Origin of the sequence: Enterococcus sp. S183_ASV_20, assembly GCF_018919685.1 — a bacterium.
Taxonomy (GTDB): Bacteria; Bacillota; Bacilli; order Lactobacillales; family Enterococcaceae; genus Enterococcus; species Enterococcus faecalis.
The window spans coordinates 61617-75143 of sequence record NZ_JAHLRI010000003.1 but is presented as its reverse complement, the minus strand read 5'-3'; the positions used below and the strand labels follow the sequence as shown (position 1 = coordinate 75143).

Here is a 13527-nt window from a genome sequence, read left to right as displayed (position 1 = left end):
GAAATGAATATATTAATGATTGAAGACAATGAATCCGTCTCAGAAATGATGCAAATGTTTTTCTTAAATGAAGGGTGGGAAGCTACCTTTAAAGATGATGGCAAAGAAGGATTGGCGACTTTTCTTGCTTCGCCAGAAAAATGGGACATGATTACGTTAGACTTAAACTTACCTAGTATGGATGGGATGGCTGTTTGTCGTGAAATTCGCAAAGTTTCAGCCAATGTTCCCATTATTATGTTGACCGCTCGTGATTCTGAAAGTGACCAAGTAATTGGCCTTGAAATGGGTGCGGATGATTATGTGACAAAACCATTTAGTCCATTAACTTTGATTGCACGGATGAAAGCTCTACATCGTCGTGCCGAGGTGGCAGAGGCTGCGCATGATACGTCTGAGAATACAGATGAAACGTTTGATGTGATTACGGATCATTTTAAAATGAATACGAAAACACGAGAAACATATTTAGATAATCAATTAATTGAAGGCTTAACACCTAAAGAATTTGATTTGCTATACACTTTAGCAAAAAAACCACGCCAAGTCTTTTCACGCGAACAACTACTAGAATTGGTTTGGGACTATCAATACTTTGGCGATGAACGGACAGTTGATGCCCATATCAAAAAATTACGACAAAAAATTGAAAAAGTGGGTCCTCAAGTCATCCAAACGGTTTGGGGCGTAGGGTATAAATTCGACGATTCAGGTGTTGCTTAATGAAGTATTTGTATCAACAATTACTTGCTTTTATAGGTGTGATTGCTCTGATTATTCTCATTGTCGGAACGTCTTTCACACAATTGACCAAGCGCACAATGCAAGAAAATAACTATGAACAGCTATATGGTTATGCAGAATCGGCTTTAGAAACACGTGACTTTTTTATTAATGTCGCAGGCGTTTCGGATCGAGATGTTTTATCCTATTCATTTCAGTTGACTGAACGTGTACTCCAGAAGCAAGATGTGCAATTTGTGTTTATTAACAAGGACCGCGAAGTGCAGTACCCACCAGTTGATAGCACAAAAAAATTAGACTTTTCCTTAATCGATAAAAATTGGGATCAAATCATGAAAGGCAATCGTGTTTATGCAACAGAAAACATTGATATTTACGGGGCCCGAAATACTTCGTCCTATGTAATGTTACCGGTGTATGCATCAAATCAGTCTTCTGATAAAAAAGTGATTATTGGTTCACTCGTTATTACACAACCTGCCAAAAACGTTGACCGAAGTGTTCAGTCAGTGACACAAAACTTGATTAAAGGCTTTATTTTTTCTGGTGTGATTGCCTTGTTACTAAGCTATCTATTTGCGACTTTCCAAGTGAAACGAATTAATCGGATGCGTAAAGCCACCAAAGAAATCACTAGTGGAAATTTTGATATTCAATTACCAGTCCATGACAAAGATGAATTTGATGACCTAGCAGAAGATTTTAATAAAATGGCTGCGTCTTTAAAAGAATCACAAGAAGAAATCAATCGGCAAGAAGAGCGCCGTCGTCAATTTATGGCGGATGCCTCTCATGAAATGCGGACGCCTTTAACAACTATTAATGGCTTGTTAGAGGGATTGCAGTATAATGCTATTCCTGAAAATCAAAAAGAGAATGCGATTAAACTGATGCAAAATGAGACCGCTCGCTTGATACGCTTAGTCAATGAAAATCTTGATTATGAAAAAATTCGGACCAACCAGATTCAAATTGTTGTGAAGAAGTTCAACGGAACAGAAGCTTTAGAAAATATTGTGACTCAACTAACGGCCAAAGCTGAAGCCGCCGGTAATCAATTGTATTTAGACACCACCGAACCAATTGATGTGTATGCCGATTATGATCGTTTCGTGCAAGTTGTTGTCAATATTGTTCAAAATGCCATCCAATTTACTGAAAATGGTGAAATTCATATTGCTTTAGAAAAAGGCTATTTAGAAACCATTGTCCGTATTTCTGATACAGGAATCGGCATGACGGAAGAGCAAATTCTGAATATCTGGGATCGTTATTACAAAGTAGATCCATCCCGTAAAAATACGAAATATGGAGAATCAGGATTAGGCTTACCAATCGTTCAACAATTGGTCCGCTTGCATAAAGGAAAAATCAATGTTGAGAGTGAACTTGGTAAAGGCACCACGTTTATTATTTCATTTCCTGATGTTGAAATCACTGAAAACTAAAGAAAACGTCTGGTCACAATCAGTGCCAGACGTTTTTTTAGTTTAATAACGCATGTAGAGACAGGGGGTGCACATAGGGACTATCAATAATTTGTGGATCTTTTGTCAGAAATAGCAAGCGCTTGTTTCTTTTTTGAACTGCTATTTTTAATTGAGGTAAAATTTCTTGACGTTGTCCAATCGTTAATGAAGAAAAGATGTCATCAATCACTAACGTACTTGTTTTTGAAAGCAAAAGTTGTATTATGCGCATTTTAATTTTTTCAAAAGTCGTAAAAGAAGTAAAGGAACGACCAAGTAAGGCAGGTTCTAATTGGAACACCTGGAAAGCTTCGGCTAGAACTACTTTTCGATCCCGTTCTTTGATCGTACTAGCGATAAATAAATTTTCTTCTAATGGCAAGTAGGGCAGAAAGGTTTCACTAGAAGAAAGCCTAGTAATGGTTAGTTGGTTTGTTTGGAAAAAATCGGCCAATGCGAGTTCTTGTTCTGGAGCAGAATAAATGATTCCATAAACTTCTCGCAAAGCTAACGCGTCGAATGAGGATTTTTTTTCGGTTGTTTTTTTGAATGATGGTGTGACATTCATAGAAAATCCCTCCCTTATTTCTGATGTGTACGTAAATAAAGCAACGTGAAAGGAGTCCCGCAAACAAGAGGAATACCAAGCAAGATTAAGCAGTTAACAAAGCAGTTACGGATTGTATAAAGTGACTGCATACTTTTAAAATCAAAAGAAAACGCTTGGATCGTTTGAATCCCTAAATGCTGGATATTTGTAATCGTGACATCCTGGTCGGTACTTTTAGCTAAAAATGCTGGAGGTTCCAAATGAGACCACTGTAAAATAGCATCACGAGCAGCCCAAAGAACAGTATTATACGTTTCTTGAAACATTAAAGTGAAAAGTAAAAAACTGAAAATTCCTAATAGAGCCGGTAAACATAACTCTAGTAAGAGCTGTTTGGTGACATACATATTTGAAAAGTGCATGTGATACCATGTATGTATTTCTTCCTTTTTTATGCGTAATGTCACATACATCAACAGAAGAAAAGTAACACCAAAGAAAATGACACTACCTAGATAGAGGTGCCAATAGTATTGGATCAGTTGGTAATGGTAACTAGTTTGTTTTTCAATATCGACAAAGTCTGGCATCGTTCGTAAAAACTCTTTTTCAAAATCAATTAAGTTAAACAGCCCAGTCAATAAGAAAGAGAACAGGAAGAAGAAGAGTGCGGTGATTAACGTGATTTTTTTATGATAAAAACTACTAGCTGTAGCGTAACGGACACTTCTCATCAACTTTCACCTCTCTAAACTATCTTTAGTATAGTGAAATAATATGAATTAATTATGAAAAAGTAGCAAAAAAGCTTGAGCAAATTGCTCAAGCTTTTTGAAGATTTATTTACCCGTTTTTTGATAGCCTTGATAACTGTCAGTGTGATATTCATCAACGGTTGATTTATTATTGTTTTTACTGTAAACACTCGTTGATTTTTCACCTTTTTCTTTTTCAATTGCTTCCAGTTGTTGCAATTGGTTCTTGTAATCATAGTCTTCTGGGTTAACTGGTTTTAAGCCGCTATTGGTATAGAAACGAAGCAAGTCACCGTTAGTAATTTGGTCAGACGTTTCTAATTGTTTCGTCGCTTTGGCTTTTAAATCAGCGACTTCTTTCTTAACTTCTTCGGTTGGCTCTGTAATTAAAGTGCCTGTTTTAGTATCGTAAATGCTAGAACCTAAAATAGTATATTTAGGTGTTACAACATTGCCGTTGCGGAAAGCAACGATTTGATTGTGTTGTTTAGAGAATAAATCTTGGCCTAACTGAATGTAGTTTTTCGTATCGACACCAAGCAAGTGTAGAAGGGTTGGTAAGGCATCAACTTGGCCGCCATACGTATGGTTCACACCGCCATTTTCTTGACCAGGAACGTGAATCATATAAGGAACACGTTGCATATTGGCGTTGTCAAAATCGTTCCAATCTGCTTTGGTTTTACCTACTAACTCTGCTAAGTTTTGGTTTCTTGAATTAGAAACCCCATAGTGATCGCCATAAAGAACAATGACTGAGTTTTCATAGAGACCTGAAGATTTCAAGTAGTTAAAGAATTCTTCGACCGCTTTATCTAAATAATTCGCTGTTGCAAAGTAACCATTAATTGTTTCGTCAGAGGTTTTTGCAATTGGGAATCCTGCTTCATCGTTTGTAAATTGAGAATAAGGATAATGATTGGACACAGCAATAAATTTAGAATAGAACGGTTGTTGTAAATGTTCTAAATATTGAACGGATTGATTAAAGAATGGTTTATCGTGTAACCCATATTGGAATGAGTTATCTGAATTAACATCATAATAACTAGCATCAAAGAAATAGTCATAGCCTAAACGTTTATAGGTTTCATTTCGATTCCAGAAGTTACCGGCATTTCCGTGGAAAGCAGCGCTAGTGTAACCTTGCGTTTGTTTTAAAATATCGGGTGCTGCTTCAAACGTATTTTTGCCACCAACTTGTGTAAAGAGTGAACCTTGGTCTAAACCAAATAGTGAATTTTCAAGTAACGTTTCGGCATCACTTGTTTTTCCTTGACCAACTTGGTGGAAGAAGTTATCAAAGCTAAAGGTACTTTTACTATTGTAAAGACTATTGATAAATGGTGTGACTTCGTGTTCTACGCCATTTTCATCTTTTAATTTGTAATTAACTAAAAATTGTTGGAAACTTTCTAAATGGATATAAATTACATTTTTGCCTTTTGCAATACCAAACTTACTATCATCGGGTGCCGCATATTGTTGTTTCACGTAATCTTCAACTTGTTTCATATCGTTAGCACTGGCTTCGGCACGGACTTGGTTTGTTTGGTAAGTCGTAATGCCATCGTACACGGTAAAGGCATTTAAGCCTAAGAATTTCACGATATAGTCACGAGAGAATTGACGTCCTAATAATTGGGGACGTTCTGTTTCAGCCATAAATAGATTGAATAAGAAAAAGACAACAGAAAGGAGTGTGACAGAGACTGCTACACGTGCGCGGACTGGACGCGCATCTGTTTTAATTTTTTTCGTTAATAATAATACGCCAATAATAATGAAGTCTAAGAAATAAATGACGTCATAAGGTCTAAAGAGACGTAAGGCACTTTCGCCAAGACCGCTAGCTACTTTGCCAGCACCAAGCATCGTATTAACTGTGATGAAGTCAGTAAATTCTCGATAATACACGACATTTGAGAAGAGCAGTAAACTCATCAAGAAGTAAATAATCATCATTGTAATATAAGAAGCTTTTTTACGGCGAACATACAAAGCGATGGCTAATAAAAAGACCGTTGTGGCAATTGGATTAATTAAGAGTATGAAGTACTCGTTAATATTTTCCAAACGTAAATGGAAATCAACGGCGTACGCAAAGAGGTTTTTTAGCCACAGTAAGATGGCGATTAGCGAGAATAACCCCAGTCGCGTGTTCAAAATATTTGTTTTAAATAATTTTTTCAAAATAAACGTCCTTTCTAAACGATGATTCTATAAAAGTAAAATTAGGTAAATTTCGTATTTTACAATATCGCTTTAATTTTACTCTTTCACAAATTTTATGTCAATTCTTACCGAAGTGAGGAATGGTGATGTTAAAGAAAACTTACTATTTCCTTAAACTTTTTAGTTCGTTAAATGACGTGAAGCTTGAATCCTTTAAAGACAGATGGGCCTTTTTTTGCTATACTAGATAGGACTTTGAAAAGTAGGTGTACAGAATGAAACTTCAAGTAACTAAAAAAGCAGAACATAAATTTAAAAAAGGATATCCTTTAATTCAGAAAGAAGATTTGCAACAAGTGCCAGCGCCGTTGCCAACAGATTGGCTTACTTTGATTGATAGTAAAGGCCAGCGTTTAGCCGAAGGATATTTAGGCGAACAAAATAAAGGAATTGGTTGGTTGCTGTCATGGCATGGACCAATTAATCAATCTTTTTTTCAACAACTCTTTGAAATAAGTCGTGAGAAGCGGACGTCTTTTGAAAAGGATTCGCTAACAACCGCGTATCGATTATTTAATGGAGAAGGGGATGGCATTGGGGGGCTAATCATCGATCGCTATGCAGATTACGCCGTTTTTTCATGGTATAATGAAACCCTTTATCAGAAAAAAGCCGAACTTTTGACGGCGTTTCGCACAGTTTACCCTGACATTATTGGTGCCTACGAAAAGATTCGCTTTTCCACAAAAGATTTACCAGAATCACAGTTTTTGTATGGCGAACAAGCACCCGAGCCATTACTTGTCACTGAAAATGGCGTTCAATTTGCTACCTATTTAAACGAAGGATTAATGACAGGCATCTTTTTAGATCAAAAAGAAGTTCGTGGTCGATTAGTAGATGGTTTTGCAGTAGGTAAAACAGTCTTAAATATGTTTAGTTATACAGGTGCTTTTTCAGTAGCTGCCGCTATGGGGGGTGCCGTGGCCACCACTAGTGTGGATTTAGCTAAACGAAGCTTACCGAAAACGACTGAGCAATTTGAAGTCAATCATTTAAATCTTGCCCCGCAAAAGATTATTGTTATGGATGTTTTTGACTACTTTAAATATGCTTCGCGTAAAGGCTTGAGTTATGACATGATCATTTTGGATCCGCCGAGTTTTGCTCGCAACAAAAAGAAAGTTTTTTCCGTTGCTAAAAATTATGGGGAGCTAGTGAAAGATTCTATTGATATTTTAACGGATAAGGGAACGCTTATTGCCTCAACCAATGCGGCAAATTTATCCTTAGCCAAATATAAAAAAATGGTGATTACTGCCTTGCAAGAGAAAAATGTTCGTTACAAGATTACGGACACGTATCAATTACCGGCAGACTTTCAAGTGAATCCTAATTTTCCAGAAGGTAATTACTTAAAAGTCCTGTTTATCGAAATTGAAAAATAATTTTTTACACCAAGCAAAAGTCCCAGCGCCGCTAATCGGCATTGGGACTTTTGCTTGGTGTTTATTTTATAGTAACTTTTGGGCTTTTTGGGTGTTTGCAAAATGCAGCTTCGCGTAATTCGCTAATAAGTCTAGGCCGCCTTTTTTCAAAATACGGGCGGCTACTTGGTCTGATTTGCTGCCGGCACCAGAGGGCACAGAGAAACCCAATTCTGCAGATTCTTTGTCTAACTCTTCTAAAAAAGCAGCGCGGCTAATAATAGAGGCGGCAGCAACAGCAACATGATACTGCTCTCCTTTAGTGACGAAGAACAATTTTTCAGTGACTTGATTTTTTTCATTACGAACATATTTCCGATAGTTATTTTCAGGGGTGAATTGGTCAATCAAAATCCCTTCTGGCTTTGTGGGAGCCAACTCTTGCAGCAACAGATAAATCGCTTGGTTATGCAAAGCGACTTTCATGTGTACAGCATTGTAGTTTGGTTGGATCTCATTGTATTTTTTTGGTTCAACGATTAATAACTTGTAAGGAATCAGTTCTTTAATGACATGTGACAATTGAATAATTTGTGGGTCGGTTAATTCTTTGGAATCACGAACACCCAATGCTTTTAGTTTGCTAATCATGCTTTTGTCAACATAGGCAGCACAGACAGTTACTGGACCAAAATAGCTGCCATTACCGACTTCATCGGAACCTATCACAGACCAGTTGCCAAAATCAGCAGGCAGCGTTGTAGTCTGGGGGGACACTTTTTTCTGTGGTGTGGTACTCGTTCCTTCCCAACGAGCGGCCTCTTTTTCAGCTTGAGGTCCCTGAAACATGACTTTACCTGATTGATAAGCAGTGATGGTAGTGGTGCCAACCTTGGCCACGAAGACAGTATAAGGGACCGTTTTATTTAAACGATTGGGTTGATAAACAGTGGTCATCTCTGCTAATGTTTTTTTACTAACTTTAATTACGTGATTCTGTGCCATCAATTGTTCCTCATTTCTTGATATTTCTTCTTTACTATAGTAAAGGAAAAACAAGTAAATGAAAAGGTTTTGCGTTAGCTTGTTCCTGAAAATGACAATGTTTAGGAAATGTATAATTTTTTTCTATAGTTGGACGCTAGTTGTTATCTAAATTTTTATTCAGTGCTATACTGTGGGAGAGAAGGAGACGATGAAAGAGTCGACTAGAACAAGGGGTGATGTGTTTGAGAAGAAAAAAAGAAATGCAAGAAAATGAACCAATAGCAGTGACTGCTAACGCGGAACGCTATTATCCAGAAGATAAACAAGGCTTGACGGCCGCACAAGTTGAAGAAAGACAGCGAAAAGGCTTAGTCAATGCCGCCGTCGACACAGAGTTTATCACAACGAAACAGATTGTTATTAATAACGTATTTACGTATTTCAACTTAATTTTTGTGGTACTAGGTGTGTTATTAATGCTGGTACAATCTTATAAAAATATGACCTTTTTGCCAGTAGTAATCATTAATACGGTCATTGGAATTTACCAAGAAATTAAGTCGAAGAAAGTATTAGATAGCTTAAATATTCTAAACGCTACAAAAGTAACCGTTGTGAGGGATGGCCAAGAACAAGAAATTTCGCCAGATGAACTGGTTTTGGATGATGTGGTGCTCTTTAAATCGGGTGAACAGATTTCTGGGGATGCAATTGTCTTATCTGGTGAAGTCCGTGTGAATGAATCCTTGTTAACTGGGGAATCTGATGAGATTACCAAAGTAGCAGATAGTCAACTTTTGTCAGGTAGCTTTATTGTGTCAGGTTCTTGTTATGCAAGAATTGATAAAATTGGCGCTGAGGCCTATGTTCATCAATTAACGCTTGAAGCCAAATCAATTAAAAAAGGGGAACAATCAGAGATGGTCGGTTCCATTAACCGTTTGGTGAAATGGGTAGGGATTATTATTATCCCGATCGGCTGTGTTCTATTTTTCCAAAGTTATTTCATCAACCATCAAGGGCTTCATGACAGCATTGTCTCCATGGAAGCTGCCTTGATTGGGATGATTCCGGAAGGGTTGTACCTTTTAACAACCGTTGCATTAGCTGCCAGCACAATGCGCTTAGCGAAGCGCGGCGTTTTATTGCACAACATGAAAAGTATCGAATCCTTAGCACGTGTTGATGTGTTATGTGTAGATAAAACAGGAACAATTACTGAAAACACGATGGAAGTCCAAGAGTTGGTTCCTGTGGTGAGTATCGAAAATGATGGTACAGACTTAACCAATGTCGAAAAATTAATTGGCGATTTTTGCCGAACAATGTCAGCTGACAATGATACGATGAAAGCGATGAAAGAATTTTTTGTTACTAATAATCAAAGGGAAGCTGTTAGCTACACCTCGTTTTCGTCTGTCGAAAAATTTAGTAGCGTGACTTTCCCGGAAGCGACGTATATTCTTGGGGCGCCAGAGATGATTTTGAGAGACAATTATGAAATGTATCAATCTGAAGTGGAACATTATACAAGTCAAGGCTATCGCTTATTGGTGTTCGGAAAGTATTTAGGAGAATTTCAGGAAACGTTGGCAGCAGAGGTTCAACCTCTAGGCTACATTCTTCTTTGGAATCCGATTCGTAAAGAAGCCAAAGCAACTTTTGAATATTTCGCTGAACAAAATGTGGCTATTAAGGTCATTTCTGGTGATAATCCTTTAACAGTATCCAATGTAGCACAAGCGGCAGGCATTATTGGTGCTGAAAATTATGTGGACGCGCGAACATTAACTACAATGGAAGCCCAGACAGAAGCGTTAGAAAAATACACCGTTTTTGGTCGTGTCACGCCAGAACAAAAGAAACAATTTGTACTATTGTTGAAAAAATTAGATCATACAGTGGCGATGACAGGGGATGGAGTCAATGATATTTTAGCCATGAAAGAAGCAGATTGTAGTATTGCCATGGCTTCAGGAAATCAAGCTACAGCACAAGCCTCGCAAGTTGTGTTGTTAGATTCTGATTTTTCAACGATGCCGGAGGTTGTCTTTGAAGGCCGCCAAGTAGTTAATAACATTGAACGCTCTTCAAGTTTATTCCTTGTAAAAAATATTTTCTCCTTGCTGATGTCTGTCTTTGCTATGATTTTTGCCGTGACATATCCTTTACAACCGACACAAGTCACATTGATTAGTTTATTTACAATTGGGATTCCTTCGACATTTCTAGCTTTGGAACCAAATCATCGTCGCATTGAAGGGAAATTTCTTTTCAATGTGTTATCAAAAGCAATTCCTGGTGGGTTAACGGATATGTTAGTAGTCGGTGCCTTACTAATTTGTGGTGATATTCTTGCACTTCAAAAAACGGACATTTCAACGACTGCAACATTGTTGCTAGTTTCAGTCGGCTTTATGGTTCTTTATAAAATTAGTTCACCAATGAATCGTTACCGCAAGCGCGTAATGATTGGCTGTTTAATCGGAATGGTTATTACAAGTATTTCCATGAAAAACTTGTTCTCGTTAACTTCGGTATCGCCAACAGCCTTGTTACTTTTAGCCATTCTTTTCTTTGCAGCAGACTCAACTTTCCAACATTTATCAACCATTTCTGAAAAAGTTCAATTATGGTTTTATAAGAAAAGACATTAGGAGCAAAACACCGAGCCAAAATTATTTTGGTTCGGTGTTTTTTGTTTTTTATTGTTGAGAAAAATAAAAACACTTGTACCTAGTTAATCCTTGATAGTATAAACCTAACCAATTATTTTAGGTAGGAAGGATTGAATAAAAATGAAAAAAAGAAGTTTTGTCTATTGGGGAATGTTTTTCATTCTTTTGTCGACGCTGATAACGCCTTTTCTGAAACTTGAAACAGGATATGCGCAAACGGAACCAACTAGTACCAGTGAAACCAATCAAATTTCTGCTACGCCAAATGTAGTGCCGCGTAAACAAGTGGGCAACATTGTGTCAGCGATTCAACTAACGGACAAAGAGGGAAACCCGCTTGGGACCATTAATCAATATACAGACATCTACCTCCGAATTGAGTTCAACTTACCGGATAATACCGTTAATAGTGGGGATACGAGTGTGATTATTTTACCCGAAGAGCTACGTCTCGAGAAAAATATGACCTTTAATGTAGTAGATGATACAGGTGCTGTGGTTGCAATTGCACAGACCGATGTAGCAAATAAAACGGTCACGTTAACGTATACAGATTACGTAGAAAACCATGCCAATATTAGTGGGTCTTTATATTTTACAAGTTTGATTGATTTCGAAAATGTCGAAAATGAATCCAAGATTCCTATTTACGTCACGGTTGAAGGGGAAAAAATATTTGCTGGCGATCTTGATTACCAAGGTGAAGGCGATGATGTTAACGAAAAATTTAGCAAGTATTCATGGTTTATCGAAGACGATCCAACCGAAATTTACAATGTGCTACGGATTAATCCAACAGGGCAAACGTATACTGATTTAGAAGTAGAAGATGTGCTAAAAACAGAAAGTTTAAGTTATATGAAAGACACTATGAAAATTGAACGAGGACAATGGACACTGGATGGAAATGCTATTTGGCAGTTCACGCCAGAGGAAGATATAACTGATCAGTTGGCTGTCCAGTATGGTCCTGGTGACCGCAATTTTTCGGTGCATTTTGGTAATATTGGGACTAACGAATATCGTATCACCTATAAAACCAAAATCGATCATCTTCCCGAAAAAGGTGAAACCTTCACAAATTATGCAAAATTAACAGAAAATCAAACGGTGGTGGAAGAAGTCGAAGTGAGTCGTGTCTCACAAACGGGTGGTGGATAAGCTAATGGTGAACAATATGTTGTTGAAATTCATAAAGAAGATGAAGCAGGCCAGCGTTTAGCAGGTGCAGAGTTTAAACTCATTCGTAACTCAACCAATCAAACAGTGGCCAAAATCACAACAGATCAAAACGGAACAGCGATTGTTAAAGGCTTGTTAAAAGATAACTATACTTTAGAAGAAACCAAAGCACCTACCGGTTACCAGCTTTCGCAAAACAAGATTTCAATAACACCTGAAGACTTTGGTAAAAACTTAGTTGCACTGAAAACTGTTGTGAATCATGAGATTTCATATCAACCAGTCGCTGCTTCATTTTTAGCTGGAAAAGTTCTTTTAGGAAAACCACTGAAGGATGCTGAATTTCAATTTGAATTGTTAGATGAGAACGGTACAGTACTAGAAACGGTTAGTAACGATACTTTAGGGAAAATTCAATTTTCACCATTAACCTTTGAAACTCCCGGAAACTATCAATACACCATTCGGGAAGTAAACACGCAACAGGCAGGTGTTTCCTACGATACGCACAACCTTCAAGTTCAAGTAACCGTCGAGGCGCTTTTAGGAAATCTTGTGGCGACTACTCAGTATGATGGAGGTCAAGTATTTACTAATCACTATACGCCAGAAGAACCTATAGAAAGTACCACACCACCAACGAGTGGGACAACAGATACTACCACGAATTCAACCACAGAAACTACTTCAATAACCATTGAAAAACAGGCGATTCGTAATAAGGAATTGCCAAAAACAGGAGAAACAAAAGAAAACGCGTTTCTTTTCTTAGGTAGCCTTCTTTTGATTCAAGGAGTATTTATCTATTTTAAAACGAAAAAATAATCGCTTAGATAGTTTCAGTAATCGAGACAAAATGTGCAAATTTCGAGAGATTCAGCTTGTTCATTTGAGTTTGGAGTGGTTCTGTGCTATACTATTTTTAGCGTAATGATACTAGTTGGGAGTGAGCGGATTTCTGCTCACTCTTTTTGATGGAAAAGTCATCAGGACACGGTTCGTTACATCAATCTCGAAGGAGGCGAAAATTTTGAGTAGTGCTGTGGAAACTGTAACAAAGTTAGTCACACCAATCTTAGAAGAACAAAATTTTGAACTTGTGGAAGTAGAGTTTGTTAAGGAAGGAAAAAATTGGTTTTTACGAGTATTTATCGATAAAGAAGGTGGCATTGATATTGAGGAATGTGCCTTTGTCAGCGAAAAATTAAGTGAAAAACTAGATGCAATGGATCCAGATCCAATTCCGCAAGCGTACTTTCTGGAAGTTTCTTCTCCGGGAGCAGAACGTCCGTTAAAGAAAGAAAGCGATTATGAACAAGCGGTAGGCAAGTACATTCATATTTCTCTTTATCAAGCAGTTGATGGAGAAAAACAGATTGAGGGTACCTTAGTCCATCTTGATTCAGAACAATTAACATTAAGTGTAAAAATTAAAACCAGAGTGAAGGAAATGACTTTTGAACGTAAAAATATCGCAAAAGCTCGTTTAGCCATTCAATTTTAATCAACAGACTCGAATGTAAAAAGGGTCCACTAAAAGTTTTACTTTTAGCTAGGCCT

Annotated in this window: 9 protein-coding genes and 1 pseudogene; 6 read left to right on the top strand and 4 right to left on the bottom strand. The window is 37.5% G+C overall.

What is annotated here, in order from left to right:
• Nucleotides 1-3 precede the first annotated feature (3 nt).
• Nucleotides 4-723: a response regulator transcription factor gene (locus tag KQI94_RS02360; protein ID WP_002381953.1), complete on the top strand. Its 720-nt coding sequence runs from the start codon at nucleotides 4-6 to the stop codon at nucleotides 721-723.
• Nucleotides 723-2192, top strand: a complete 1470-nt coding sequence (locus KQI94_RS02355) for a sensor histidine kinase (RefSeq protein ID WP_002357872.1) — start codon at nucleotides 723-725, stop codon at nucleotides 2190-2192. Before KQI94_RS02360 ends, KQI94_RS02355 begins: the two co-directional genes overlap by 1 nt.
• Before the next feature lie 37 nt (nucleotides 2193-2229).
• Here KQI94_RS02355 and KQI94_RS02350 read toward each other — a convergent pair whose 3' ends face one another.
• The 3 genes from KQI94_RS02350 to KQI94_RS02340 form a co-directional block, all read right to left on the bottom strand.
• Nucleotides 2230-2781, bottom strand: a complete 552-nt coding sequence (locus KQI94_RS02350) for a hypothetical protein (protein WP_002360506.1) — start codon at nucleotides 2779-2781, stop codon at nucleotides 2230-2232.
• A gap of 14 nt (nucleotides 2782-2795) precedes the next feature.
• A complete protein-coding gene (locus KQI94_RS02345) occupies nucleotides 2796-3497 on the bottom strand; it encodes a hypothetical protein (RefSeq protein WP_002369538.1) in 702 nt (233 codons plus the stop codon).
• A 105-nt stretch (nucleotides 3498-3602) separates the two neighbouring features.
• Nucleotides 3603-5711, bottom strand: a complete 2109-nt coding sequence (locus KQI94_RS02340; protein WP_002357869.1) for an LTA synthase family protein — start codon at nucleotides 5709-5711, stop codon at nucleotides 3603-3605.
• Nucleotides 5712-5968: 257 nt separating this feature from the next.
• On the opposite strand from KQI94_RS02340, the gene KQI94_RS02335 reads away from it, so the two are divergent.
• The gene (locus tag KQI94_RS02335; protein ID WP_002369537.1) at nucleotides 5969-7141 is read left to right on the top strand and encodes a class I SAM-dependent rRNA methyltransferase; all 1173 of its coding nucleotides are present in this window, start codon (nucleotides 5969-5971) and stop codon (nucleotides 7139-7141) included.
• Between the two features lie 66 nt (nucleotides 7142-7207).
• On the opposite strand, the gene rnhC is transcribed toward KQI94_RS02335, so the two are convergent.
• A complete protein-coding gene (rnhC, locus tag KQI94_RS02330) occupies nucleotides 7208-8125 on the bottom strand; it encodes a ribonuclease HIII (protein ID WP_002390139.1) in 918 nt (305 codons plus the stop codon).
• Nucleotides 8126-8343: 218 nt separating this feature from the next.
• Between rnhC and KQI94_RS02325 the strand changes: the two genes are divergently transcribed.
• From KQI94_RS02325 to rimP, 3 genes and pseudogenes are all read left to right on the top strand, one after another.
• A complete protein-coding gene (locus KQI94_RS02325) occupies nucleotides 8344-10764 on the top strand; it encodes a cation-translocating P-type ATPase (protein ID WP_002384650.1) in 2421 nt (806 codons plus the stop codon).
• Between the two features lie 141 nt (nucleotides 10765-10905).
• Nucleotides 10906-12792 (top strand): annotated as a pseudogene (locus KQI94_RS02320) (Ig-like domain-containing protein).
• 205 nt (nucleotides 12793-12997) lie between these two features.
• Nucleotides 12998-13471, top strand: coding sequence for a ribosome maturation factor RimP (gene rimP, locus KQI94_RS02315; protein WP_002357863.1), 474 nt, complete (start codon nucleotides 12998-13000; stop codon nucleotides 13469-13471).
• The last annotated feature ends 56 nt before the right edge of the window (nucleotides 13472-13527 follow it).